Below are 24,155 nucleotides of genomic sequence, written 5' to 3'. Positions count from 1 at the left end.
GCTTCAAAGGAACAACTTAAGTGTATCAGATTGAGATGAGAGAGGCGTAAAACCCGCAGAATTTTCGCGCTAAGCGCGAATGTTTTACCGGCTCAGCTCAACCCACGGTAAAGATCGGCGTACCTTGCGGCGGAACGTTCCCAGCCCACCGGGGCCCGCATCGCGTTCGTCTGAACCCTCTTCCAGGCCGGTCTATCGGCCCAGAGAGTGCTCAACCGGGCCAGGGCGCCCTCCAGCGCGGCGGCCGTGGTGGGGGCGAATTGCAGGCCAGTGGCGGCGCCGACCGCCAGGGCGGCCTCGTTCGCGTCAATAACCGTATCCGCGAGCCCGCCCACCCGAGCGACGACGGGGAGGGCGCCGTAGCGCAGTGCGCAGAGCTGGGTCAGCCCGCAGGGCTCGAAACGGGAGGGGACGAGCAGCGCGTCGCAGCCGGCCTGGATCAGGTGGGCCAAGCCCTCGTCGTAGCCTATTCGCACAGCTATCCGCCCGGGATGCGCCGCGGCTGCCTTGCGGAAGCCCGCTTCCAATGCCGGCTCGCCAGCGCCCAGGACCGCCAGGCGCATGCCGTGCCCCAGCAGGGCCGGCAGGCAGGCCAGGAGCAGGTCCATGCCCTTCTGGCCGGTCAGGCGGCTAACCACCCCAAGAACGGGGGCGTCCGGCTCGTCCTGCAGTCCCATCCGGGCGCGCAAGGCGGTCCGGCTGCTCTCCCGGCCCTCTGGATGAGCGGCGTCGAAGGGGGTGGGCAGGTGCGGATCGGCGGCGGGGTTCCAGGCGGCCTCGTCGATGCCGTTCAGGATGCCGTGCATCGCCCCCGCCCGGGTCCGGATCAGCCCGTCCAGGCCCATCCCCTCCTCCGGCGTCGCGATTTCCCGCGCATAGGTGGGAGAGACCGTGGTGATGCGGTCCGATAGGCGGAGCCCCGCCTTCAGGGCGCCGATCCCGCCAAAGAACTCCACTCCCTCGATGTTGAAGGCGGTGGATGGCAGGCGCAACTCGTTCAGCAGATAGGCCGGCGCCCAGCCCTGGAATGCCAGGTTGTGGACGGTGAAGACCGTGCCGGGCCTGGGCCCCCCCCCATAATGCAGGTAGGCGGCCGCCAGCCCGGCCTGCCAGTCATGCGCGTGGACCACCCGCGGCACCCAGCCCTGCAGGGCGCCGCGCCCGATCGCCGCCGCCGCCCAGGACAGGGCGGCGAAGCGCTGCGGGTTGTCCGGCCAGTCCCGCCCCCGCGGATCGGCGTAGGGGCCCCCGGCCCGGTCAAAGAGGTGGGGAGCATCAAGGACCAGCAGGTCCAGCCCGGCATGGCGCGCCGACAGCAGGCGGGCCGGGCCGCCGAAAAGGTCCTCGAACCCGTGCACGGGCTCTGCACCCTCCAGCCGGCCCAGCACCGCCGGATAGCCCGGAAGCAAAGTGCGTACCGCGACCGCCTCGGCCTCCAAGGCCAGCGGCAACGCGCCGACCACGTCGGCCAGGCCGCCGGTTTTGATGAGCGGGAAACACTCGGAAGCGACGGAGAGCACGGGAAAGGTCATGCCGTGCCTCCCCGTCGCGCGCGCCCTACCAGCGGACGGGCACGAGCATCCTCTCGCGACGGCCCGTGCTGCTCAGCAGCGTGACGGGCAGTGTCCAGTTCCGCGTGCCGGTATCGTAGCTCGGCGGGTCCTCGGCCGTGGCGCGGCAGCGCAACCGCTTCGCCAGCGCCTCGGCCACCGCGTCCCAGCGATCGGTTCCCTGGGGAACGACGTGCCGGTGCTCCACCCCATCGAGGGTATAGAAGACGGAGTTTTGCACGAAGGCTGTGCCAGCCAGCGGGTTTGCACTCTCGATCAGCAAGTCGGCCCTCCTGCGCCCGTTCAATGGAGGCCGATGCTGCCAGACCAGTCCTGAAGGATCGGTGAACGACGCGCATGACCTCAGCCCGGTAACGCGTCAATCATCGGCTGGGTTATCAGGCAAACCCCTCCTGCCGAACGGCGGAAGCGGCGCGCATCCTCCTCCGGATCCTCGCCCACGACCAGCCCGTCCGGCAGTGCCACGCCGCTGTCCACGACAACCTTCTTCAACCGGGCGTGCCGGCCCACAACCACGCCGGGTAGCAGGACGGCGCCTTCAACCTCGCTGTAGGAGCGTATGCGGGAGTTGGGGAAGAGAAGCGAACGGCGCACATGGGAGCCGGAGATGATGCAGCCGCCGGAGACGAGCGAGTCCACTGCCATGCCGCGACGCCCGTCGTCGTCCAGCACGAACTTCGCGGGCGGCGTCACCTCGGCATAGGTCCAGATCGGCCAGTCGCGGTCATAGAGGTCCAGGGCGGGGACCACGTCCGTCAGGTCGATATTTGCCTGCCAATAGGCGTCCACCGTGCCCACGTCGCGCCAGTAAGCCTCCGCCTGCTCGCTGCTGCGCACGCAGGAATCCTGGAAGCGGTGCGCGACGGCCGTGCCGCGCGCGACGAGCGCGGGGATGATGTCCTTGCCGAAGTCGCGGTCGGAGCCTGGCGTGGCGGCATCACGCCGCAACTCCGCCGCCAGCAGCTTCGTCTCGAACACGTAGATGCCCATGGAGGCGAGGGCCACCTCCGGCTGCCCGGGAATGGAGGGCGGGTCCTTCGGCTTTTCGAGGAAGGAGACGATCCGGTCTTCCTCGTCCACGTGCATCACGCCGAAGGCGCTGGCCTCCATGCGCGGCACCTCGATACAGGCCACGGTGACGTCGGCGCCGGACTCGCAGTGGCGCTGCAGCATCACCTCGTAGTCCATCTTGTACACGTGGTCCCCGGCCAGGATGACCATGTAGCGGGGGCCATAGCTCTCGATGATGTCGAGGTTCTGGTACACGGCATCCGCCGTTCCCGCGTACCACTCCGTCTCCGAGACGCGCTGGCTGGCCGGCAGGATGTCGAAGCTCTCGTTCCGCTCCGGGCGCAGGAAGTTCCAGCCGCGCTGCATATGGCGGATCAGGCTGTGCGCCTTGTACTGCGTGGCCACGCCGATGCGGCGGATGCCGGAGTTGATGGCGTTGGACAGCGCGAAGTCGATGATGCGCGACTTGGCGCCGAAGAAGACGGCGGGCTTGGCCCGCCGGTCCGTCAGCTCCATCAGGCGGGAGCCGCGCCCGCCGGCAAGGACGTAGGCCATGGCGTGACGCGCCAGGGGCCCGGAATGGACCGGCCTCGATGACATGCGCTTCCAGTCCTCCCGTGCGACTCCCCGGGAATATGGCAGCTTTCGGGCCTCCCGGAATGGGGGTGGACCGGGAAGGCGGACACGGACGCGCGATTCCCCGCGGAAGGTCGGGCGGAAGGTTCGGCGCAAGGTTGGAACGGCCCGCCCCGGCGTGCCCGCCGCTGCGCGCGGCGGGCGGCAGGCGTCAGATCGGCTCGCCCGCGCCGGTGCCGTTGCGCGGCGTGGGGAAGGTCCACTCCTCGCCGCGCGGGGTGGAAACGTATTCCGGCCAGCGCAGGTCCACCGGCGGGTCGAAATCCGCTGGCAGCAGCGGCCCCACCCACTCCGTGCCGCCCACGCCACCGCCCGTGCGCTCGCGGAACTCGGCCTGGCAGGCATCCAGCGCGCCGGGCTTCGTCGCCAGGTCCACCATGGTCAGCGCCATGGTGCGTGCGGCCACGAACATGCCGGGATCCACCGCCGCCGGCAGACCGCCGAGGGCGAGGTAGGCCCAGTTCGGATAGGCGTAGCCGGCGGAGGGCGCCCGCAGCCGGGGCCGCGCCGCCAGCAGGCGCACCGTCGGGCAGTGCCAGGAGTACTCGACGTAGTCGTCGGCGCTGAGATGCGTCTGCCAGCCGGCGAGGGTGCGGCGCAGGCCCTTGTCGTTCTCCTCGGGCGTGGTGAGCGTCGTCACCGTCGGGATGAAGGGGTTCTCCATCGGTTCCAGGCCGAGGTTCTTCTGGATCTCCCGCCCGAAGGCCAGCGCCTCCTCGGAGTAGCTCGGCGCACCGACGGCCTGCAGGTTCTCCCAGGTCAGCTCCGTCAGCGCCGTGTTCGGCAGGCCCACCCGCGTCTTCGTCACCCATCGCACATAGGCCTTGCAACCCGTCGCCATCGCGGCGGACTTCGCGTTGTTGGCCAGCACGCGCCAGATCTGCTCCTGGATGGAGAGCGAGGAGGAGCGCCAGGAGTACTGGATCTGGCTGAAGCGCGGCGCGAGGTTGTCCGAGGTCGCGCCGCCATCGCCGAGGACAAATTCGTTCAGCGTCCAGGAGCCGCTGTGCGGGAACATCGCCTCCTTCGTGTACTTCGTCGTCGTGTACATCAGGCACATCGCGTCCAGCGATCCCGGGCAGCGCGCCACGGCGTGCGCGGCCTGGGTGGGCATGAGCGAGGGATCAACCCAGCCCTCGGGATCGTCGCACTCGAAGGTGATCACGGCGCTCCAGTAGGCGCCGAAATGGATGTCGCCCGTCACCGTGTTGCTGGGCCAGGGGTGCCACACCACGGCGGCGTCCAGCCCGTCGAAATAGCCCTTGGCGGCGTGGATGGGCTTCGATCCGCAAACCTTCTCCGCCGGCTCGCCGAAGAGCTTCAGCGTGGCTTTCACCCCGTGCTGCTCGAAGGCGGCCTTCGTGGCGAGCATGGCGGTGAGGGAGGCGGTGCCGAGCACCGAGTGCGGGTCCGTGTGCCCGGCCGCGTAGGGATGCAGCCCCTCCCGCGGCGCGGCATAGGGCACGACCTGCTGCGAATTCCCGGGCACGGCGTCGTACTCGGAGAAGCCCGCGAGCACCGGCCCGGAATCGCCCCAGCGCGCGGCGAAGGCGGTCGGCATCTCACCGGATCCCTCCTCCACCGTGAAGCCCTCTTCCCGCAGGATCTCGGCATAGGCGGCCATGGAGCGGTACTCGCGCCAGGCGGGTTCGGCGAAGTTCCAGATCCGCTCGTTGAAGGCCGAGAGGCGGGCCTCGTTCCGCGTGATCCAGTCCAGCGCGGACTGGCGTATGGCGTTCGGGTCGGACATCGCGGCTCCTCTCGGCGCGCCGGGAATCCTGGCGCGGCGGGAGCCTAGTGCGCGATCGGGGGAGCGGGAAACCCGTCCTCAGCCGGCGCAGCGCGCCTCGGTCACGGTGCAGGTCAGCCCGCGGCCGCGCTGGGCGCAGGCGGACATGGCCTGGCGCTCCGCCTCCTCGCGCGTCGCGCCCGTGCCGCTGGTGGCGGCCATCACCGTGTAGGTGCTGGGATGCGCCGTCATCACCACCGCGTTGTTGGACCGGAGCGCGTGGGCCACGGCCGCGCAGCGCGCCGTGAAGTCGCCGGCCATGCGGCAATCGGCGCCCGTGCCGTTCTTGCAGGCGCCCTCCGCTTCCCGGTGCGCCACTGCGCGGTCACCGGCGCCGACGACGAGCCCGAAGCTGCGGGACGGCGCCGCGGCGAGGTAGACCGCCCCGTAGGAGCCGCGGCCCGCCCGGGCGCCCGGTGCGGAGAGGGCCGAGGCAGGCGACGAGGCCGGCACCATTCCCGGCTCGGCCGCCTGCGCCGCCATGAGGGAGCCGAAGAGGGAGGTGGAGGGGGCGGGCGCGGGCGGCGCGGCGGGGCGGGCAGGGGCCGCGGCCAAGGCCGCTCCCCCGGCCGTCCGCCGGCCCCGTGCGGCTTCCCGCTGCTGGCTTTTCCGGTCCTCCGGGCGCTGCGCCTGCGCCACCTGGGCTGCCTGTGCGCGTCCGGTATTGGGAAGCTGGGTCCAGGGCGACTGAGGCGTCGGCATGGCCATGGTGCCGTTGACGTTCGCCCTGCCCAACGCCGCGGAGCGGGCAGCGCAGCGAACGAGGCAGGCCTGGATGACCGTGGTGTTCTGCGCCCGCTCGGCGAAGGGCGCGGCGCACTCGGTGCGACAGAAGGCGCTGTCCTGGGCCGCTGCGATATGGGGGGACAGGGCCAGCGCGATGGCCAGCACCACGCCCGATGCGTTCCGCAGCACCGCCGACACCCCCTGCATCCTCGATCCCCTCGGCACAACCTCGGCCCGGGCGTGAGTGCAGCATTCCCAGGTTCGTGCTACGCGTCGTCTGCCATGCCGAGGGCTCCTGCCGCAACCATTCCGCGAAGCCCGCCGCCGCGCCCAAGCCGGGCGGGCGGGCGGGCGAAACCGGCGCCCGCAAAGCCGGCCTCCGCGCCCGCGAAGCCGACGGCCGCGCAGCTCCGGCGCCGCCTGGCCGGCCGGGTTCTCTCCTGGGCCGTGATGGTCGCCATCTGGGGCGGCCTGGCCCTCGGCGCGCTGCTGCTGGTCTTCGCCTGGGACCTGCCCCGCCCGGAGGACGCGCTGGAGACCACGCGCCGCCCCTCCGTGACGTTGGAGGCTGCCGATGGCCGCCTCCTCTCCACCAGTGGCGACCTCTACGGGGAGACGTTGCGGCTCCGGGACATGCCCGTGCACCTGCCCACGGCCCTGCTGGCCATCGAGGATCGGCGCTTCCGCGACCATTTCGGCCTGGACCCGGTCGGGCTGCTGCGCGCGGCCTGGGTGAACCTCACCAGCGGGCGGGTCTCGCAGGGCGGATCGACGCTGACGCAGCAGTTGGCGAAAAACCTGTTCCTCACGCCCGAGCGCTCCTTCCGCCGCAAGGTGCAGGAGGCGATGCTGGCCCTGTGGCTGGAGAGCCGCTTCACGAAGGACCAGCTGCTCGAGATCTACCTCAACCGCGTCTATCTCGGCGGCGGCGCCTACGGGGTGGATGCGGCGGCGCGCCTCTATTTCGGCGTGTCGGCCCGGCGGCTGGCCGTCTGGCAATCCGCGGTGCTGATGGGGCTGCCCAAGGCGCCCTCCCGCTACAACCCACGGGCCAATTCCCAGGCGGCGGCCGATCGCGGGGCAGAGGTGCTGCGCGCCATGGCCGCCACGGGCGCGCTGACCGAGGCGCAGGCGAATGCGGAGGCGGAGCGGATCGCCTTTCCGCCTCGTCCCTCCCGCGATGCCGGATGGTTCGCGGACTGGGTGAACGATGATCTCGCCGCCCGCTTCCCCGGCTCGGCCGACCTGACGCTGCGCACCACCCTGGACCTGCGCGTGCAGGCCCTGGTGGAGGCGAAGCTGGAGGCGCTGCTGGCCGGCCCCGGCGCCGCGGCCGATGTGGGGCAGGGGGCCGTGGTGGTGATGGATGCCGCCACCGGCGCCGTGCGGGCCATGGCGGGCGGGCGGGACTATCGCCGCAGCAGCTTCAACCGGGCCGTCTCCGCGCGCCGCCAGCCCGGCTCCGTCTTCAAGCCCTTCGTGTACCTCGCGGCTCTGGAGCATGGGCTTTCGCCGGACTCCACCGTATCCGACGGGCCGCTCACCCTCGGCCGCTGGTCCCCGGGCAATGGCGGCTGGCGCCCGCGCGGCGACCTGCCGCTGGAGGAGGCGCTGGCCCACAGCGTCAACACGGCCGCGGTACGGGTGCTGGTGCGGGGCGGCGGGCCGAAGGAGGCGGCGGCCGTCGCCCGCCGCCTGGGGCTGACAGGGCCCTTCCCGAACGACGCCACCATCGCCCTCGGAACGGGGGAGGCAAGTCTGCTGGAGCTGACCGCCGCTTATGCTTCCATCGCCAATGGCGGGGTGCGGGTGGTGCCGAACGGCGTTGCGGCAGCCCGCGCGGAGCGCCGCGCCCTTCCGCTCGGCGAGCCCGCGCCGATCCGGGTGCTGCAGGCGGACGACGCCGCGGCGATGCGGCGCATGATGGAGGCTGTGGTCAACCGTGGCTCCGGCCGGGCCGCCGCCGTGCCGGGCCGCGCCATTGCCGGCAAGACGGGCACCACGCAGGATTTCCGGGACGCCTGGTTCATCGGATTCGCCGGCGGCACGGTGATCGGCGTCTGGCTGGGCAACGACGACGCCACGCCCATGGACGACGTGCGTGGCGGCACCCTGCCGGCCCGCCTGTTCCACGACATCCTGGAGGGAATGCCGCGATGACCGGGCTGGGAGAGAAGGGGAAAGAGGCCGAGGCCACCTCGCCGGCCGGGCAGGCCATGGCGCTGCTGATGCGGCCGGTGCGGCACCTCGTGAACAACCTCTCGATGGTCCTGACCGCCAATCTCGATTCCGCCGTGCCACGGCTGCCGGAGGGCGAGGTGGTGACCCGCCAGGTCACCCGCGCCCGGGACGCGGCCCTGGAGTATGACCAGGTCACCCGCGGCTTTCTCGCGCTCGGGCGGGAGGAGGGGATCCGCCCGGCCCCGGCCGCCCGCGTGCTGCAGGACCTGCTGCCGCTGCTGACCCTGGCGGCCGGCGGGCCGGTGGAGCTGCAAGTCCTGGGTAAGGCGGTGATCGAGAGGCGCTCGCCCGCGCTGGAGGGAGCCCTGATTCTTGCCGCATCCGGGGCTGCGGGCCTGCCGCCAGGCCCACGCCCGGCCATTCGCCTGAATGGGGCGCGGCTGAGCCTGCCCTGGCCCCTGCCGCCGGAGGCGCTGGCTGCGCTGGAAGGGCTGGGAGCCCTGCTGGAGCCGGAAGGGCAAGGTATGGCTGTCACACTGCCCTCGGGGTGACCCTCGTCATGGCCGGGCTGGGGACCATCGGTGCCCGACCGGGGTGGAGGCCAGACGTCCTCGTTGCCAGGAGGCGGCACGCCACTTGCAGTGCTGGCCCAGTCATGTGGAGCGACATCATCGTGCCCTTGGTTCCTGCCGCGGGGCCCTCTCCGGCGAGGAATGGACGGGCGTGTGGCAGAAGGCTAAGGGGCGGCTGCCCTGCGGTTCGCGCAATCCCGCGTTGATCCAGGCACAACCCTGGCGCAGCATGACGTCTGGGTGAGTCCCAACGAGACTCGGGGAGAATTGAATGAGCATGCAGCCCTTGCGGCGCGTGATGTCCGGCCTGAAAGGCAGCCTGTTCGGCGCCCTGGCCATGACGGCGGTGGGTGCCCTTCCGGCCATGGCCCAGGCCCCGGCAGCCGGTGCTGCCGCAACACTGGACGCGATCAAGGCGCGCGGCACCTTGGTTTGCGGCGTGAACACCGGCCTGGCCGGCTTCGCGCAGCCGAACAGCCAGGGCGTGTGGCAGGGCTTCGACGTGGAGTACTGCCGCGCCATCGCCGCCGCGATCTTCAACGACCCGAACAAGGTCCGCTACGTGCCAACGACGGCGCAGAGCCGCTTCACGGCGCTGCAGTCCGGCGAGATCGACCTGCTGGCCCGCAACACGACCTGGACGCTGTCGCGCGACACCTCGCTCGGCCTCGATTTCACGGGCGTGAACTTCTTTGACGGCCAGGGCTTCATGGTGAAGACCTCGACCGGCGTGAAGACGGCCAAGGAGCTGAACGGCGCCACCATCTGCGTCCAGCCCGGCACCACCACCGAGCAGAACCTGACGGACTGGGCCCGCGCCAACCGCGTGCAATTCACCCCCGTGGTGATCGAGCGCCTTGAGGAGCTGGTGGGCGCCTACGCCGCTGGCCGCTGCGACGCCTATACCACGGACGTCTCCGGCCTCGCCGCCACCCGTTCCAGCCAGCCCAACCCCGCCGAGCACACGATCCTGCCGGACGTGATCTCGAAGGAGCCGCTCGGCCCGCTGGTGCGCCACGGCGACCAGCGCTACGCCGACCTCGTCCGCTGGGTGCACTTCGCCCTCGTCGCCTCCGAGGAGCTGGGCATCACCCAGGCCAACGTGGCGCAGATGGCCGCGAACGACACCCGGCCGGAGGTGCAGCGCATGCTCGGCAAGAATGGCGGCCTCGGCCAGATGCTCGGCGTCTCGAACGAGTGGGTCGTGAACGTCATCAAGGCGACCGGCAACTACGGCGAGATCTTCGCCCGCCACCTGCAGCCGATCGGCATCCAGCGCGGCCCGAACGCGCTCTGGACCACGCCGGGCGGCCAGCAGTACGCGATGCCGTTCCGCTGATCCGCGGGCCGCGGGGGCCGAATGGCCCCCGCGGCGCATCCTAAGAATAAGAAGAGACGAGGCATCACGGCATGTCGCAGACCACCATCGACCCGCGGCACCTGCGCCCGCCGCCGAAGAGGCAGATCCGCCTTTCCTGGGCGGATGAGCGGGTGCGGGCCATCGTGTGGCAGGTGCTGATCGTCGGCGCCGTGATCGGCATCGTCTGGTGGCTGGTGCGGAACACCCAGCACAACCTGGAGGTCCGGCGCATCGCGACGGGCTTCGGCTTCCTCCAGCGCGAGGCCGGGCTGCCGATCGGCGAGCACCTGATCGAGTATACCCCCGCCAGCACCTATCTCCGCGCGCTCACCGTCGGCGTGCTGAACACGCTGAAGGTGGCGGTGATCGGCATCGTGCTGGCCACGATCCTCGGCACGCTCATCGGCATCGCGCGCCTCTCGAAGAACTGGCTGCTCTCGAAGATCGCCGCCGTCTATGTCGAGGTGATCCGCGACATCCCGCTGCTGCTGCAGCTGCTGTTCTGGTACACGATGCTGCAGGGCCTGCCCGCCCCGCGGCAGGCGCTGAACCCCGTGAGCGGCGTCTTCCTCTCCAACCGCGGCCTGCGCCTGCCCTTCCTGGACTGGCAGGAGGCGCATAGCTGGGCGCTGCTGGCCTTCGTGGCGGGATGCTTCGCCACCTGGCTCACGGCCAAGGCCCTGCGGCGCAAGCAGATGGAGGATGGCCGGCCCCGCCCGCTCTGGCCGGCGGCGATCGGCTTCATCATCGGCCTGCCGCTCCTCGTCTGGCTGGCGGGCGGCGCGCCCACCGCCATCGACTGGCCGGCGCTGCGCGGCTTCAACTTCCAGGGCGGCTTCACGATCAGCCCGGAATATTTCGCCCTGCTGATCGGCCTGACCACCTACACCGCCGGCTTCATCGCGGAGATCGTGCGCGCCGGCATCCTGGCCGTGGCGCAAGGCCAGTGGGAGGCGGCGCAGGCCCTGGGCCTTCGCCCCGGCGTGGTGCTCCGCCAGGTCGTGCTGCCCCAGGCGCTGCGCGTGATCGTGCCGCCGATGACGAGCCAGTACCTGAACCTGACGAAGAACTCCTCCCTCGCGGTCGCCATCGGCTACCAGGACATCGTCTCCATCGCCAACACCACGCTGAACCAGACGGGCCAGGCGATCGAGGGCATCGCCATCATCATGGCGGTCTACCTGACCATCTCGCTGTCCATCAGCTTCTTCATGAACTGGTACAACAACCGCATCGCGCTGGTTGAGCGCTGAGAGGGCAAGGGCATGAGCGAAATCTCCCTCGGCACCTCCATTGCCGGCGTCCCCGAGGCGGCGCCGCGCCAGCCGCCGGCCCTGACCACCGGGCCGGTCGCGTGGCTGCGCGCCAACCTCTTCTCCTCCTGGCTGAACACGGCGCTCACGCTCGTGCTCGGCTACCTGATCGTGCGGTACGCGATCAGCTTCGTGGACTGGGCCTTCGTCAACGCCATCTGGTCGGTGGAGAACAACCAGACCCAGGCCTGCCGCGCGCTGAAGGCCTCGGCCACCCCCGGCGCCTGCTGGGCCGTGGTGACGGAGAAGCATCGCTTCATCCTCTTCGGCACCTATCCTTATGAGGAGCACTGGCGGCCCGCGCTGGTCTGCGTGCTCTTCACCGCGCTCTATGCCGTCTCGGCCATGCGCCGCTTCTGGCGCAAGGAACTGGCGCTGATCTGGATCGCGACCCTGGTCGTGATCGGCATCCTCATGTGGGGCGGCATCCTCGGCCTGAGCTATGTCCCGCAGGAGCGCTGGGGCGGGCTGCCCATCACCCTCATCCTCGCCACCTTCGGGCTGGCCTTCGCCTTCCCGCTCTCCATCCTTGTGGCGCTCGGCCGCCGCTCCTCGATGCCGGCGGTGCGCGTTCTCTGCGTGGCCTATGTGGAGCTGATCCGCGGCGTGCCGCTGATCTCCCTGCTCTTCATGGCGAGCGTCATGTTCCCCCTCTTCCTTCCCGAGGGGATCAATATCGACAAGCTGCTGCGCGCCCAGGTCGCCATCACCCTCTTTGCCGGGGCCTACCTGGCCGAGGTGGTGCGCGGCGGGCTGCAGGCCTTGCCGAAGGGGCAGTACGAGGCCGCCGACGCGCTCGGCCTCTCCTACTGGTACAAGACCGGCTTCATCATCCTGCCGCAGGCCCTGCGACTGGTGATTCCGCCGCTGGTGAACACCTTCATCGGCTTCTTCAAGGACACGTCGCTGGTGCTGATCATCGGCATCTTCGACCTGCTGACCGCGGGCAAGACCGCGGTCGTGGAGCCCGCCTGGCAGGGCTTCGGCGTCGAGGTCTACCTCGCCATCTCCGTCATTTACTTCTGCTACTGCTTCGCCATGTCCCGCTACAGCCAGAACCTGGAGGCGGAGCTGAACCGCCACCGGCGCCGCTGAGCCCTGCGGATCGAAAGGACCACGCCATGAGCGCCGCGATCGACACCGAAACCCATCTCCGCTCCGCTGTCCGCACGGATGCGCCGCCGGCCATCCTGCTGGACAAGGTCAACAAGTGGTACGGCGCCATGCACGTGCTGCGGGACGTGTCCCTCTCCGTCGCCACTGGCGAGCGGGTGGTGGTCTGCGGCCCCTCCGGCTCCGGCAAGTCCACCATGATCCGCTGCATCAACCGCCTGGAGCAGCACCAGGAGGGCCGGATCGTCGTGGACGGGACGGAGCTGTCGGACGACGTCCGCGCCCTGGACGCGATCCGGCGCGAGGTCGGGATGGTGTTCCAGTCCTTCAACCTCTTCCCGCACCTGACCATCCTGGAGAACTGCACCCTGGCCCCGATCTGGGTCCGCCGCATGCCGAAGAAGGAGGCGGAGGATCTGGCGATGCACTACCTGACCCGGGTGAAGATCCCGGACCAGGCGCGCAAGTATCCCGGCCAGCTCTCCGGCGGGCAGCAGCAGCGCGTGGCCATCGCCCGCGCCCTGTGCATGAAGCCCAAGATCATGCTCTTCGACGAGCCGACCTCCGCGCTCGACCCCGAGATGATCAAGGAGGTGCTGGACACCATGGTCGGACTGGCCGAGGACGGCATGACCATGATCTGCGTGACCCACGAGATGGGCTTCGCCCGCCAGGTAGCCGACCGGGTGGTGTTCATGGACCGGGGCGAGATCGTGGAGCAGGGCGCGCCGGAGCCGCTCTTCAACGACCCGAAGACCGAGCGCCTGCGGACCTTCCTCTCCCAGATCCTGCGCGGGCATTGAGCAGCGGCGCCCGGTCCGGAAGCCGTTCCGCGGCCGGGCGCATGACGGACCTGCAACTCAGGGGCGGTGCCGGGGGTTGCAGGGGCCGGGGCGGCGGTCATATGCCGCTGCCGGCCAACAGGCGCGGACAACGGACGTGACAGCAGAGGATACCCCAGGCGATCGACGGCCGGTGAATGCGGCCGTCCTCCTGGGCGTTCTGGGTATCGTCTACGGCGATATCGGCACCAGCCCCCTCTACTCCATGCGGGCGGCCCTGCTGCACTTCTCGGCCGATGGGCTGGAGCGCTGGGAGATCCTGGGGATCCTCAGCCTCATCATCTGGTCGCTCATCATCGTCGTCTCGGTGAAGTACGTCTGGCTCGTCATGCGGGCGGACAACCGGGGGGAGGGGGGAATCCTCGCCCTCATGGCGCTGGCCCAGCGCGTGGCGCGGACGGAGCGCGGCCGCTGGACGGTGGCCCTGGTGGGAATCGCCGGAGCGGCCCTCTTCTTCGGCGATGGGGTGATCACCCCCGCCATCTCCGTCCTCTCGGCCATCGAGGGGCTGAAGATCATCTCTCCCGCCTTCGAGGGCGCGGTCGTCCCGCTCTCGCTGGCCGTCCTCCTGGCGCTCTTCCTCTTCCAGTACCGGGGCACGGGTAGCATGGGCGCGGTGTTCGGGCCCATCACCGTGGTCTGGTTCGCCGTGATCGGCCTCCTCGGCCTTATCGAGGTGATCCGGGAGCCGGGCGTGCTCGTGGCCCTCTCGCCGCATCACGCCGTGCAGTTCATCTTCGCCTACAAGCTGGCGGCCTTCATCGCCCTCGGCTCCGTCGTGCTCGCCGTCACGGGGGCGGAGGCGCTCTACGCCGACATGGGGCATTTCGGCCGCCGTCCCATCCAGATCGCCTGGGCCGCCTTCGTGCTGCCCTCCCTCGCGCTGAACTACCTCGGGCAGGGGGCGCTGATGCTGGCGGACAGGGCCGCGCTGGAGAACCCCTTCTACCTGCTGGCGCCGGAATGGCTGCGCCTGCCGCTCGTCATCCTCGCCACGGCGGCCACCATCATCGCCAGCCAGGCGATGATCTCCGGCGCCTACTCCATCGCCCGGCAGTGCGTGCAGCTCGGCTTCCTGCCGCGCCTCGTGGTGCGCCACACCAGCGAGACGGAGGAGGGGCAGATCTACCTGCCGCAGGTGAACTTCGCCCTGCTGGCGGGCGTGCTCGTCCTCGTCATCGCCTTCCGCAACTCGGACAGCCTGGCCGCGGCCTACGGGCTGGCCGTCACGGGCACCTTCCTGGCCACCTCCACCCTCGCGGGCCTCGTCTTCCGGCGCAGCTTCGGCTGGTCGCTGCCCCTGGTGATCTCGGTCTTCGCCCCGCTCTTCGTGCTCGACTTCGCCTTCTTTCTCTCGAACGTCCTGAAGATCCCGGATGGGGGCTGGGTGCCGCTGCTGCTCGGCGGCGCGCTCTTCACCCTGATGCTCACCTGGCGCCGCGGCCGGGACCTGCTGTTCAGCCGCTTCCGGCAGGACAGCCTGCCCCTGAAGTCGTTCCTGGCCCGACTGCCGCAATCCCGCACCGTGCGCGTGCCGGGAATCGCGGTGTTCATGACGAGCCAGGCCGACTACGTGCCGAACGCGCTGCTGCACAACCTGAAGCACAACAAGGTGCTGCACGAGCGCGTCCTCTTCGTCACCGTGAACAACGAGGACGTGCCGCAGGTGACGCACCGCCGCCGGGTGGAGGAGCTGGCGCCGAACATCCACCGCGTCACCCTCTGCTACGGTTTCCAGGAGAGCCCGAACATCCCGAAGGAGCTGGAGGGGCTGCGCGAGGTGGGCGTGGACTACGAGCCGATGCAGGCTTCCTACTTCCTGGGGCGGGAGACGGTCGTCGCCTCGGCCATGCCGAAGATGGCGCGCTGGCAGCAGTGGCTCTTCGGCCTCATGTCCCGCAACTCGGTTCCGGCAACCGAGTTTTTTCGTATCCCCAGCGACCGCGTGGTCGAGCTGGGTGTTCGCGTCGCGATCTAGGCAGCCCTGCCGCCAGCAGCCCGAGGAGGTTCCGCATGCCGCTCGTCGTCCTGTCGCCGAGCGGCGGCACCGGCCTGCCCGAGGGCAGCCCCGAGCACCGCTACGAGGCGCAGCTGACGCTCGACTCCCAGGGCTTCCCCGACCCGAACGCCTGGCTGGCGGACGCGGCGCCATGGCCAGCCCGCCGCTTCTGGCCGGGCCAAGGGCTGATGGACGGCGACGTGCTTTACGATCCCGACACGGGCTGGGCGCTGCGCTTCTTCCGGCGGGACGACAGCCCGATCGATGCGCCGATCCAGGCCGTGATCCGCAGCGGCGTTCCCTGCCGGCCGGGCGAGAACGTGACGATCACCGAGCCTGACGGGCAGGAATACGCCTGGCGGATCGTGGGCGTCGGGTGAAGGGCGGCCCGCGAAGGGGCGGGCCCAAAAAGAGAGCGGGGCGCCCGTTGCCGAGCACCCCGCATCATCCCGCTAAACTGGTGGAGCCAATCGGAATCGAACCGACGACCTCTTGAATGCCATTCAAGCGCTCTCCCAACTGAGCTATGGCCCCCTACCGTGCGGGTGCCGCGATATAGCTCCCGGCTTTGGGGGCCGCAATCCCCTCCGGCCGCTTTTTTCGCCCTCTTTCTCGACCGCAATGGCGGGGCTAGCCTCCCGCCCGGAAACGCAGGAGACGGGCTCGAATGAGCAGGAAACTCTACCCGGATGCGAGAGCGGCGCTGGACGGGCTGTTGCGCGACGGGATGCTCATCCATTCCGGCGGCTTCGGGCTTTGCGGCGTTCCCGGCCTGCTGATCGAGGCGATCCGGGACAGCGGCGTGAAGGGCCTTACCTTTGTCTCCAACAACGCGGGCGTGGACGATGCGGGGCTGGGCCTGCTGCTCAAGACCCGCCAGATCCGCAAGATGATCGCCTCCTATGTCGGCGAGAACGCCGAGTTCGCTCGCCAGTACCTGGCCGGGGAGCTGGAGATCGAATTCAACCCGCAGGGCACGCTGGCCGAGCGCATCCGCGCGGGCGGCGCCGGCATTCCCGCCTTCTTCACCCGCACGGGCGTGGGCACCGCGGTGGCCGAGGGCAAGCCGACCCAGGACTTCGACGGCTCCACCTATGTCATGGAGCGGGGGATTATGGCGGATCTCGCCATCATTCACGCCTGGAAGGCGGATCCGGAGGGCAATCTCGTCTTCCGCAAGACGGCCCGGAACTTCAACCCGATGATGGCCACCGCCGCGAAGGTGACGGTCGTCGAGGTGGAAGAGATGGTCGGGCAGGGCGAGCTGGACCCGGACCACATCCACACCCCCGGCATCTACACCAAGCGCATGATTGTCGTGCCCGCCGGCACGGAGAAGCGGATCGAGCAGCGCACGGTTCGCAAGCGCTCCGAGCCCGCGGCGCCCGCCGCTGCCGGCACCGATCCCCTTCCGGCCCGCTGAGGAGGCACCCGACATGGCCTGGACCCGCGACGAGATGGCTGCCCGCGCCGCCCGCGAGCTGGAGGACGGCTTCTACGTGAACCTGGGGATCGGCATCCCGACCCTGGTCGCCAACCACATCCCGGAGGGCGTCTCCGTCCAGCTGCAGAGCGAGAACGGGATGCTCGGCATGGGACCCTTCCCATACGAGGGGGAGGAGGACCCGGACCTGATCAATGCCGGCAAGCAGACCGTGACGGAACTGCCGACCACCAGCTTCTTCTCCTCCGCCGACAGCTTCGCGATGATCCGGGGCGGGCATATCGACCTGTCCATCCTCGGTGCCTTGCAGGTGGCGGGGAATGGCGACCTGGCGAACTGGATGATCCCCGGGAAGATGGTGAAGGGAATGGGCGGCGCCATGGACCTGGTGGCGGGCGTCAAGCGCGTGGTGGTGCTGATGGAGCACACCGCCGGCGGCAAGCCGAAGCTGTTGAAGGCATGCACCCTGCCGCTCACGGGCAAGGGCGTGGTGGACATGGTGGTAACGGAGCTCTGCGTGATGGCGATCGACAAGGCCGCCGGCACGATGCGGCTGGTGGAGCTGGCGCCCGGCGTCACCGAGGAGGAGATCCGGTCCAAGACCGAGGCCGAGTACGAGGTGGCCCTGCAGGCCGCCTGAACGCCGCCCGGGGCGCCCTGGCGCCCCGGATGCGGCCCGCGTTCGATGTGGGGGCGGCGTCCGCGCTCAGCGCGACGAACGGCGCTCCTGATCCAGCTGGCGCCGCAGGTCCTGGATCTGCTGGTCCCGGTCCGCCAGCTCGCGCCGCAACTCGTCCCAGCTGACCGCCCCGGAACTGCCACCGGAAGCGGAGCGGATGTTGCTGCTGCCGCGGCGGCGCGTCGTCCGGCGCGACTCGGTCCTGTCGGAGCGGGCCGTGCGGGTGGAAGGTGAGGGAAGGGGGGTAGCCACGTACGGCGTGCCGACTTCAACGGAGCCGGGCACGTCCGTCACCGGCATGTCCGGAACCACTCGTTCCCCGAGATTCCTCTCAACGGGCGGAGGAGAAAGCCGCTCGAACTGCCGGAGGGAAAGGCCGAGATAGTCACCCGTAGGGCCCGAATCGCTGGGCCAGCTCTGGGCAGCCGCGGGCGCCGGCAAAAGCCCGACGAGGGACAGCCCAAGGAAACCCGCACAGATCCGGGTCATCAACATGCGGCCTCTCCTTCTCCGCGGCGTCGAACCGTTAAGCCAACAGGCCCCGGAGCGGAAGCCTCGGCATCTCTCCTAACGAATTGCGAGCCAGAGGAGAATGATGCCTCCCAACACGATCCTGTACCAGCCGAAGGGCGTAAAGCCGATTTTTGAGATGGAGGCGAGCACCACGCGCACCACCACCAGAGCGACGACGAAAGCCGCAACGAACCCAACGCCGATCTGGCCGAGGCCGGAAAGGTCGAGTTCGGCGCGCGCCTTCCACAGGCTGTAAGCCGTGGCCGCCAGCATGGTGGGAATGGCCAGCAGGAAGGAGAACTCGGCCGCAGCCCGCCGCTCCACCCCCAGCAGCAGGGCGGTGATGATGGTGGCGCCCGATCGGCTGGTGCCGGGGATCATGGCCAGCACCTGCCCGAAGCCGATGATCACGGCGGCCACGGGTCCGATTTCCGGCATGGAGCGGATGGTCGGGTTGGGGCGGGCCCGCTCGATCAGGATGATGGCGATGCCGCCGGCAACCAGGGCACAGGCCACGACCCAGGGGTTGAACAGGAGCCGCGTGATGGTCCCATGCAGGACGGCGCCGATCACCATGGCCGGCAGGAAGGCGAGGACGAGGTTGACGACAGTGTACCGCTCCACCGTCGCCGGGCGCCACATGCCGCGGGCCAGGATCATCAGCTCCCGCCAGTAGGTGACCACCACCGCCAGGATGGCGCCGAGCTGGATCGCGATCTCGAACACCTTCCCGGGCGGGCCCTGGAAGCCGATCAGCTCCCCCAGCAGGATCAGGTGGCCGGTGGAAGAGATGGGCAGGAACTCGGTCAGCCCCTCCACCACGCCCATGAACAGGGCGGACAACAGGCCGGCGAGATCCATGGAAGGTCCGTGACTTGAAAAAGGAAAGGGGGCGGAGCCCCCCGGCCCCGCCCCCTTCCTTGTACGCGTCCCGGCGGTTCAGCGCACCGTCTGGGCCGCGGTGAAAGCGAAGTTGTCGAATGAATTCTCGCTCACGCGGTGCCAGGTGTAAACCTCGTCCCGGAACTTGCGATTGCTCTCCAGCACCTTCTTGAAGCGCTCGTTCTTGTCGGCCTGCTCGGTCATCACCTCGTTCGTGGCGCGCCAGGCGGCCTCCAGGATCGGGCGGGACCAGAAGCGCAGCTGGGCGCCGGCGGCCACCAGCCGGCGCAGCGCCTGCGGGTTCGCCACGTCGTACTTCGCCACCATCTCGGCGTCCGCCTCGGCGCAGGCGACCTGGATCGCGGCCTTGTAGGCGGCGGGCAGGGCGTCGTAGGCGCGCTGGTTGGCGATGAAGTGCAGCCGCGCGCCCGGCTCCCAGAAGCCCGGGGCGTAGTAGTTCGGCGCCACGCGGGCGAAGCCGAGCTTCTCGTCGTCATGCGGGCCGACGAACTCGGCCGCGTCGATCGTGCCGCGCTCCAGCGAGGAGTAGATGTCCGAGGCCGGGGTAACGGAGGGGGTGGCGCCCATCTTGGCGAAGACCTGGCCGGCGAGGCCGGTAATGCGGAACTTCAGCCCCTTCACGTCATCCACGGTGCGGATCTCGCGCCGGAACCAGCCGCCCATCTGCGCGCCCGTGTCGCCGCAGGGGAAGGAGACGGCGCTGTAGTCGCGCAGGAGCTCGTCCAGCAGCTGCTGCCCGCCGCCGAAGCGCAGCCAGGCCGTGTTCTGCCGGGCGTTCAGGCCGAAGGGCACGGCCGTGAAAAAGGCCAGCGTCGGGTCCTTGCCGATATAATAGTAGGTGGCCGTGTGGCAGCACTCGATGCTGCCGGACTGCACGGCGTCCAGCGCGGACAGGGCCGGGGCGATCTCGCCGGCCGAGAAGGCCTGGATGCGGAACTTGCCCTCCGTCAGCTCGCCCACGCGGCGGGCCACCGCCTCGGCAGTTCCCCACAGGATGTCGGTGTTCTTGGGAAAGGAGGAGGTCAGGCGCCAGCGCACTTCCGGGTTTGTCTGGGCGACCGCCGGGGCGGCGAGCATCACCGGCACTGCGGCGGCCGGTGCGGCGCCAAGCAGGGCGCGGCGGTTCACGCTGGAGGACATGCGAGACATTTCCTTTCCCTGAACAAAGTTTGATTGATGCTTCCTTACGTCATGCCCGGGCGGTTCGGAAGCGGGGATTCCGGCCGTTACTCGGCGGCCTCCGCCTGTTCCCGGCGGTAGGGATGGGCGGGGTAGCAGCCCAGAACATGCACCTCGCGCGAGAAGAAGCGCAGCTCCTCCAGCGCCCGGCGCAAGGGCGGCTGGTCGGGGTGGCCGTCCACGTCGCAGAGGAACTGCACGGCGGTGAAATGGCCGTCCAGCATGTAGGACTCGAGCTTCGTCATGTTCACGCCGTTGGTCGCAAAGCCGCCGAGCGCCTTGTAGAGCGCGGCGGGGACGGAGCGGACCCGGAAGACGAAGGTGGTGACGCTGTCCGGCGCGGTCACGACCGGCAGGGCGGGCTCCCGCGACATGACGTAGAAGCGGGTGGTGTTGTGGGCCTCGTCCTCGACGTTCCGGCGGAGGATGTTCAGCCCGTAGATCTCCCCGGCCAGCGACGAGGCGATGGCCGCGTCCTCCACCCCGCCGCGCTCGGCAATGAGGTGGGCGGCGCCGGCCGTGTCGGCCTCGATCACCGCCTGCCAGCCCGTGCTCCGCAGCAGGTTCAGCACCTGGCCCAGCGCCACGGGGTGGGAATGGGCGCGGCGGATCGTCTCCATCGTGGCGCCGGGCGGGGCGAGGATGCAGTGCTCCACCCGCTCGAAGTGCTCGCCCACCACATGCAGGCCGGATTCGGGCAGCAGCCGGTGGATGTCGGGTACCCGGCCGGCCAGGGAGTTCTCGCAGGGCAGCATGGCAAGTTCCGCCCGCCCCTCCCGCACCGCTGCCATCGCCGCCTCGAAGGAGGGGCAGGGCAGGGTGGTCCAGCCCGGATAGGCAGCGCGGCAGGCCAGGTCGGAATAGGCGCCGGGGAGGCCCTGGAAGGCGATGGTCTGATTCACGGGGCGCCTCTCAGTCTTGGGTTCCTGCGGGCGGGCAGCCCGGGGTGGGCACGCCCTGCACGCGGGCTGGGCCAGCCGTTGCGGCTGACGCCACCGGGTTGTCGCGGCGGTGCGGGATCACTATGGTTCGCGGGCTTCTAGCCGCGACGGCGGGGGCGCGCAAACGTGCCGCGCCGGTCCAACGGCCGTGGCCTAACAATGGGGAACGGGCAGGTCGGATGAGCCTGGAAGCGAATAAGGCCTTCGCGGCGGTTCTGACCGCCGGCATCAGCTTCATGGTTGCCGGGCTGGTCGGCGGCCTCCTCGTCCACCCGCACCGCCTGGAGAAGCCGGCGATCGATACCGGCGAGGTGGTGGCTGCCGCCGCCCCGGCCGCGCCCGCGGCGCTGGAGCCGATCGGGCCGCTGCTGGCGAGCGCGGATGCGGCGAATGGCCAGGCGATCATGGGCCGCGTCTGCGCCGCCTGCCACACCTGGACGGAGGGCGGGCGCAACGCCGTCGGGCCCAACCTCTACAATGTTATCGGCGGGCCGCACGCCCATAAGGAAGACTTCAACTACTCCCCGGCGATGAAGGCCCTGCACGACAAGACCTGGGACTACGAGGCGCTGAACGCCTTCCTCAATCGCCCCGCCGGCGCGGTGCCGGGCACCCGCATGGCCTTCGCCGGGCTGAACCAGGCGAAGCAGCGGGCGGACGTGATCGCCTATATGCGGACCCTGTCCGGCAGCCCGCAGCCGCTTCCCCAGTAATGGAAGCCCTGATCGCCTCGGCCGAGGCCGCGGCGGATCTGGCGGGGGCGGTCATCCGCCCCCTTTTCCGTTCGGCCCTGCTGGTCGAGGCGAAAGGCGATGCCAGCCCCGTCACCGAGGCCGACCGGGGCGCCGAGCGCGCCATCCGCGACCACATCGCCCGCCACCACCCCGGTCACGGCGTGATCGGGGAGGAGTACGGGAACGACCGCCCCGACGCCGAGTGGGTCTGGGTGCTGGACCCGATCGACGGGACCCGCGCCTTCGTCACCGGCCGGCCCCTGTTCGGCACGCTGATCGCCCTGCTGCACCGGGGGCGCCCCGTGCTGGGGATCATCGACCAGCCCGCGACGGGCGAGCGCTGGATCGGGGTGGAAGGGCGGCGGACCGTGTTCCGCGGCCCCTTCGGCGGGGCGGTAGGTTGCCGGCCCTGCCCGGAAATTAGGGCGGCGGAACTCGCCAGCACCTCGCCCGACATCTTCCCCCCGGGGCAGGATGCCGGCTTCCTGGCGCTGCGCCGGTCCGTGCGCCGGGTGAGCTGGGGTGGGGACTGCTACATCTACGGCCTGCTCGCGCTCGGCCTGATCGACGTGGTGGTGGACGCCACCATGAAGCCCTGGGATTGGGCCGCCCTGGTGCCTGTGGTGGAGGGCGCCGGCGGGCGCGTCACGGACCATGCCGGGCGGCCGCTGACCCTCGAATCGGCCGGGGATGTCATGGCTGTGGGGGACCCGGCGCTGCTGCCGGCCTGCACGGCGTTGCTTTCCGTTTAGTTGCAGACGGTTGAGGGATAGGGCTTTAGGCCCCACTGTAAGTCCATGCGCCGCCGCACCCTTCTCTCCTCGGGCCTCGCCTCCGGTCTTGCCTTTGGGCTGCCGGGCCTTCCAGCCCTTGCCCAGCCGGCCGCGCCGGCCCCGAGGCGGGTCCACGCGCTCTCCCTGCTGGGCGAACCGGCCCTGCCGGCGAATTTTACCCACTTCCCCTGGGTGAACCCGGATGCGCCCAAGGGCGGGGAGATCACCCTCTACGCCCTGGGCAGCTTCGACAGCTTCAACGCCTTCATCCTGCGCGGCACCCCGGCCGTAGGCGTCGGCAATCTCTACGACACGCTGCTGAAGGAGAGCGCGGACGAGGCGAGCGCCGAGTACGGCCACCTGGCGGGGATGGTGGAGCTGCCGGCCGACCGCCGCGGCGTGACCTTCGAGCTGCGCGAGGGTGCCCGCTGGCATGACGGGAAGCCGATCACGGCCGATGACGTGGTCTGGACCTTCAACACCCTGCGCCAGCACGGCCGCCCCTTTTACCGCGCCTACTGGGCCGACGTATCCGAGGTGGTGGCGGAGACCCCGCGCCGCGTGACCTTCCGCTTCTCCACGGACGAGAACCGGGAGCTGGCCCTCATCCTCGGCCAGCTCGCGGTTCTGCCGAAGCACTGGTGGGAGGGGCGCGACTTCTCCCGCCCCGCGCTGGACGTGCCGCTCGGCTCCGGCCCCTACAAGGTCGAGCGCTTCGAGGCCGGGCGCTCCATCGCCTATCGCCGCGTGGCCGATTACTGGGGCCGCGACCTGCCCACGATGAAGGGCACGAACAACTTCGACCTGATGCGCTACGAGTACTACCGTGACGCGACCGTCTCGCTGGAAGCCTTCAAGGCCGGCAACATCGACTTCCGGACGGAGAACGTGGCGCGCGATTGGGCGACCGCCTACGACTTCCCGGCCGTGCGCCGCGGCTGGGTGAAGCGCGACGAGGTGCGCCACGAGCTGCCGACGGGGCTGCAGGGCTTCATCATGAACGAGCGGCGGCCCCTGTTCGGGGACCGGCGCGTGCGTGAGGCGCTCGGGCTCGTCTTCGACTTCGAGTGGATGAACACGAACCTGTTCTACGGGTCCTACGCGCGCACGAGCTCCTACTTCTCCAACTCCGACTTCGCCTCCCGCGGCCTGCCGGAGGGGCGGGAGAAGGAGATCCTGGAGCGGTTCAAGGACAAGCTGCCGCCCGAGGTGCTGACCCGCGAGTTCAAGGTTCCCGTCACGGACGGGTCCGGCAACAACCGGGATGGGGCGCGCCGCGCACTGGAGCTTCTGCGGGAGGCCGGCTGGACCGTGAAGGACCGCCGCCTGACCAATGCGCAGGGGCAGCGCTTCGAGTTCGAGATCCTGCTGAACGGCCCGACCTTCGAGCGCGTGGCCCTTCCCTACATCCAGTCCCTCCAGCGCCTGGGGATCGAGGCGCGCGTCCGTACCGTGGACCCGCCGCAGTACCAGGTGCGGATGGACGGCTTCGACTACGACATGACGGTCGATGTCTTCGGCCAGTCCTCCTCGCCCGGTAACGAGCAGCGGGACTATTGGACGAGCGCGAAGGCGGAGGAGAACGGCAGCCGCAACACCATCGGCATCAAGGACCCGGTGGTGGACGCGATCGTGGAGATGATCGTCGCGGCGCCCGACCTGCCGGAGCTGACGGCCGCCTGCCGCGCGCTGGACCGCGTGCTGCTCTGGGGCTTCCACGCTATCCCGCAATGGCACAGCCGTACCTTCCGCCTGGCCTGGTGGGACAAGTTCGGCCGGCCAGACCGCGCCCCGAAGCGCGCCATCGGCCTTGATTCCTGGTGGGTGGACGCCGGGAAGGAACGCGCCCTGGCCGAAGCGCGGCGCGCGGGCTAGG

Annotated in this window: 22 protein-coding genes and 1 tRNA gene; 13 read left to right on the top strand and 10 right to left on the bottom strand. The window is 70.0% G+C overall.

Features of this window, described 5'->3' with window-relative positions:
• Positions 1-92: 92 nt before the first annotated feature.
• The 5 genes from glgA to NRP21_RS14220 all read right to left on the bottom strand — a co-directional run bounded on the left by glgA (position 93) and on the right by NRP21_RS14220 (position 5,940).
• Positions 93-1,532, bottom strand: a complete 1,440-nt coding sequence (glgA, locus tag NRP21_RS14240) for a glycogen synthase GlgA (RefSeq protein ID WP_257716876.1) — start codon at positions 1,530-1,532, stop codon at positions 93-95.
• A 25-nt stretch (positions 1,533-1,557) separates the two neighbouring features.
• A complete protein-coding gene (locus NRP21_RS14235) occupies positions 1,558-1,833 on the bottom strand; it encodes a hypothetical protein (RefSeq protein WP_257716875.1) in 276 nt (91 codons plus the stop codon).
• A gap of 80 nt (positions 1,834-1,913) precedes the next feature.
• Positions 1,914-3,182 carry a glucose-1-phosphate adenylyltransferase gene (glgC, locus tag NRP21_RS14230; RefSeq protein WP_257716874.1) on the bottom strand — a complete coding sequence of 423 codons (1,269 nt, stop codon included), beginning with the start codon at positions 3,180-3,182 and terminating at the stop codon, positions 1,914-1,916.
• A gap of 187 nt (positions 3,183-3,369) precedes the next feature.
• A complete protein-coding gene (locus NRP21_RS14225; protein WP_257716873.1) occupies positions 3,370-4,968 on the bottom strand; it encodes a M20/M25/M40 family metallo-hydrolase in 1,599 nt (532 codons plus the stop codon).
• 78 nt (positions 4,969-5,046) lie between these two features.
• Entirely contained in the window at positions 5,047-5,940 is an 894-nt protein-coding gene (locus tag NRP21_RS14220; protein ID WP_257716872.1) for a DUF4189 domain-containing protein, read from the bottom strand.
• A gap of 243 nt (positions 5,941-6,183) precedes the next feature.
• Between NRP21_RS14220 and NRP21_RS14215 the strand changes: the two genes are divergently transcribed.
• The 8 genes from NRP21_RS14215 (at position 6,184) to NRP21_RS14180 (ending at position 15,493) form a co-directional block, all read left to right on the top strand.
• Positions 6,184-7,893 (top strand): transglycosylase domain-containing protein, encoded by a 1,710-nt coding sequence (locus NRP21_RS14215; RefSeq protein WP_257716946.1) that lies wholly within the window; start codon positions 6,184-6,186, stop codon positions 7,891-7,893.
• Entirely contained in the window at positions 7,890-8,465 is a 576-nt protein-coding gene (locus NRP21_RS14210; RefSeq protein ID WP_257716871.1) for a hypothetical protein, read from the top strand. The genes NRP21_RS14215 and NRP21_RS14210 overlap by 4 nt, the downstream gene beginning before the upstream one ends.
• Before the next feature lie 298 nt (positions 8,466-8,763).
• Positions 8,764-9,825: an amino acid ABC transporter substrate-binding protein gene (locus NRP21_RS14205; protein ID WP_257716945.1), complete on the top strand. Its 1,062-nt coding sequence runs from the start codon at positions 8,764-8,766 to the stop codon at positions 9,823-9,825.
• A gap of 71 nt (positions 9,826-9,896) precedes the next feature.
• Positions 9,897-11,099: an amino acid ABC transporter permease gene (locus NRP21_RS14200; protein WP_257716870.1), complete on the top strand. Its 1,203-nt coding sequence runs from the start codon at positions 9,897-9,899 to the stop codon at positions 11,097-11,099.
• 12 nt (positions 11,100-11,111) lie between these two features.
• Positions 11,112-12,254 (top strand): amino acid ABC transporter permease, encoded by a 1,143-nt coding sequence (locus NRP21_RS14195; protein WP_257716869.1) that lies wholly within the window; start codon positions 11,112-11,114, stop codon positions 12,252-12,254.
• Between the two features lie 26 nt (positions 12,255-12,280).
• Positions 12,281-13,075 carry an amino acid ABC transporter ATP-binding protein gene (locus NRP21_RS14190; RefSeq protein WP_308219895.1) on the top strand — a complete coding sequence of 265 codons (795 nt, stop codon included), beginning with the start codon at positions 12,281-12,283 and terminating at the stop codon, positions 13,073-13,075.
• A 136-nt stretch (positions 13,076-13,211) separates the two neighbouring features.
• Positions 13,212-15,092: a potassium transporter Kup gene (locus NRP21_RS14185; protein WP_408639625.1), complete on the top strand. Its 1,881-nt coding sequence runs from the start codon at positions 13,212-13,214 to the stop codon at positions 15,090-15,092.
• 35 nt (positions 15,093-15,127) lie between these two features.
• Positions 15,128-15,493: a hypothetical protein gene (locus NRP21_RS14180; protein ID WP_257716867.1), complete on the top strand. Its 366-nt coding sequence runs from the start codon at positions 15,128-15,130 to the stop codon at positions 15,491-15,493.
• Between the two features lie 78 nt (positions 15,494-15,571).
• Here the strand turns inward: NRP21_RS14180 and NRP21_RS14175 are convergent.
• Positions 15,572-15,647 (bottom strand) — tRNA-Ala (locus NRP21_RS14175).
• A 133-nt stretch (positions 15,648-15,780) separates the two neighbouring features.
• Here NRP21_RS14175 and NRP21_RS14170 point away from each other — a divergent pair.
• Both NRP21_RS14170 and NRP21_RS14165 read left to right on the top strand, forming a co-directional pair.
• Entirely contained in the window at positions 15,781-16,536 is a 756-nt protein-coding gene (locus NRP21_RS14170) for a CoA transferase subunit A (protein ID WP_257716866.1), read from the top strand.
• A 13-nt stretch (positions 16,537-16,549) separates the two neighbouring features.
• Entirely contained in the window at positions 16,550-17,197 is a 648-nt protein-coding gene (locus NRP21_RS14165) for a CoA transferase subunit B (RefSeq protein WP_257716865.1), read from the top strand.
• Between the two features lie 66 nt (positions 17,198-17,263).
• On the opposite strand, the gene NRP21_RS14160 is transcribed toward NRP21_RS14165, so the two are convergent.
• From NRP21_RS14160 to NRP21_RS14145, 4 genes are all read right to left on the bottom strand, one after another.
• Entirely contained in the window at positions 17,264-17,731 is a 468-nt protein-coding gene (locus NRP21_RS14160; RefSeq protein ID WP_257716864.1) for a hypothetical protein, read from the bottom strand.
• Between the two features lie 72 nt (positions 17,732-17,803).
• Complete coding sequence (locus tag NRP21_RS14155) at positions 17,804-18,610, bottom strand: undecaprenyl-diphosphate phosphatase (RefSeq protein ID WP_257716863.1); 807 nt, start codon at positions 18,608-18,610, stop codon at positions 17,804-17,806.
• 78 nt (positions 18,611-18,688) lie between these two features.
• Positions 18,689-19,792: a TRAP transporter substrate-binding protein gene (locus NRP21_RS14150; RefSeq protein WP_257716862.1), complete on the bottom strand. Its 1,104-nt coding sequence runs from the start codon at positions 19,790-19,792 to the stop codon at positions 18,689-18,691.
• 86 nt (positions 19,793-19,878) lie between these two features.
• Positions 19,879-20,733: a prephenate dehydratase gene (locus NRP21_RS14145; RefSeq protein ID WP_257716861.1), complete on the bottom strand. Its 855-nt coding sequence runs from the start codon at positions 20,731-20,733 to the stop codon at positions 19,879-19,881.
• A 218-nt stretch (positions 20,734-20,951) separates the two neighbouring features.
• On the opposite strand from NRP21_RS14145, the gene NRP21_RS14140 reads away from it, so the two are divergent.
• From NRP21_RS14140 to NRP21_RS14130, 3 genes are read left to right on the top strand one after another with little or no spacing between them, the layout of a single operon-like run.
• Positions 20,952-21,485: a c-type cytochrome gene (locus tag NRP21_RS14140; RefSeq protein ID WP_257716860.1), complete on the top strand. Its 534-nt coding sequence runs from the start codon at positions 20,952-20,954 to the stop codon at positions 21,483-21,485.
• Positions 21,485-22,258, top strand: a complete 774-nt coding sequence (locus tag NRP21_RS14135) for an inositol monophosphatase family protein (RefSeq protein ID WP_257716859.1) — start codon at positions 21,485-21,487, stop codon at positions 22,256-22,258. The genes NRP21_RS14140 and NRP21_RS14135 overlap by 1 nt, the downstream gene beginning before the upstream one ends.
• A gap of 45 nt (positions 22,259-22,303) precedes the next feature.
• Entirely contained in the window at positions 22,304-24,154 is a 1,851-nt protein-coding gene (locus NRP21_RS14130) for an extracellular solute-binding protein (protein WP_257716858.1), read from the top strand.
• Position 24,155: the final 1 nt, after the last annotated feature.

The organism is Roseomonas populi (genome assembly GCF_024594815.1).
GTDB lineage: Bacteria > Pseudomonadota > Alphaproteobacteria > Acetobacterales > Acetobacteraceae > Roseomonas > Roseomonas populi.
Note: the sequence above shows the minus strand (reverse complement) of the source record. Positions and strands in the feature narration are given on the sequence as shown.

Bases quoted from the DNA above. Each gene is read 5' to 3' on its own strand.
- glgC (WP_257716874.1), bottom strand. From the start codon at position 3,182: ATGTCATCGAGGCCGGTCCATTCCGGGCCCCTGGCGCGTCACGCCATG.
- NRP21_RS14205 (WP_257716945.1), top strand. From the start codon at position 8,764: ATGCAGCCCTTGCGGCGCGTGATGTCCGGCCTGAAAGGCAGCCTGTTC.
- NRP21_RS14190 (WP_308219895.1), top strand. From the start codon at position 12,281: ATGAGCGCCGCGATCGACACCGAAACCCATCTCCGCTCCGCTGTCCGC.
- NRP21_RS14135 (WP_257716859.1), top strand. From the start codon at position 21,485: ATGGAAGCCCTGATCGCCTCGGCCGAGGCCGCGGCGGATCTGGCGGGG.
- glgA (WP_257716876.1), bottom strand. From the start codon at position 1,532: ATGACCTTTCCCGTGCTCTCCGTCGCTTCCGAGTGTTTCCCGCTCATC.
- NRP21_RS14220 (WP_257716872.1), bottom strand. From the start codon at position 5,940: ATGCAGGGGGTGTCGGCGGTGCTGCGGAACGCATCGGGCGTGGTGCTG.
- NRP21_RS14165 (WP_257716865.1), top strand. From the start codon at position 16,550: ATGGCCTGGACCCGCGACGAGATGGCTGCCCGCGCCGCCCGCGAGCTG.
- NRP21_RS14225 (WP_257716873.1), bottom strand. From the start codon at position 4,968: ATGTCCGACCCGAACGCCATACGCCAGTCCGCGCTGGACTGGATCACG.
- NRP21_RS14140 (WP_257716860.1), top strand. From the start codon at position 20,952: ATGAGCCTGGAAGCGAATAAGGCCTTCGCGGCGGTTCTGACCGCCGGC.
- NRP21_RS14155 (WP_257716863.1), bottom strand. From the start codon at position 18,610: ATGGATCTCGCCGGCCTGTTGTCCGCCCTGTTCATGGGCGTGGTGGAG.
- NRP21_RS14210 (WP_257716871.1), top strand. From the start codon at position 7,890: ATGACCGGGCTGGGAGAGAAGGGGAAAGAGGCCGAGGCCACCTCGCCG.
- NRP21_RS14160 (WP_257716864.1), bottom strand. From the start codon at position 17,731: ATGTTGATGACCCGGATCTGTGCGGGTTTCCTTGGGCTGTCCCTCGTC.
- NRP21_RS14180 (WP_257716867.1), top strand. From the start codon at position 15,128: ATGCCGCTCGTCGTCCTGTCGCCGAGCGGCGGCACCGGCCTGCCCGAG.
- NRP21_RS14150 (WP_257716862.1), bottom strand. From the start codon at position 19,792: ATGTCCTCCAGCGTGAACCGCCGCGCCCTGCTTGGCGCCGCACCGGCC.
- NRP21_RS14170 (WP_257716866.1), top strand. From the start codon at position 15,781: ATGAGCAGGAAACTCTACCCGGATGCGAGAGCGGCGCTGGACGGGCTG.
- NRP21_RS14130 (WP_257716858.1), top strand. From the start codon at position 22,304: ATGCGCCGCCGCACCCTTCTCTCCTCGGGCCTCGCCTCCGGTCTTGCC.
- NRP21_RS14215 (WP_257716946.1), top strand. From the start codon at position 6,184: ATGGTCGCCATCTGGGGCGGCCTGGCCCTCGGCGCGCTGCTGCTGGTC.
- NRP21_RS14200 (WP_257716870.1), top strand. From the start codon at position 9,897: ATGTCGCAGACCACCATCGACCCGCGGCACCTGCGCCCGCCGCCGAAG.
- NRP21_RS14195 (WP_257716869.1), top strand. From the start codon at position 11,112: ATGAGCGAAATCTCCCTCGGCACCTCCATTGCCGGCGTCCCCGAGGCG.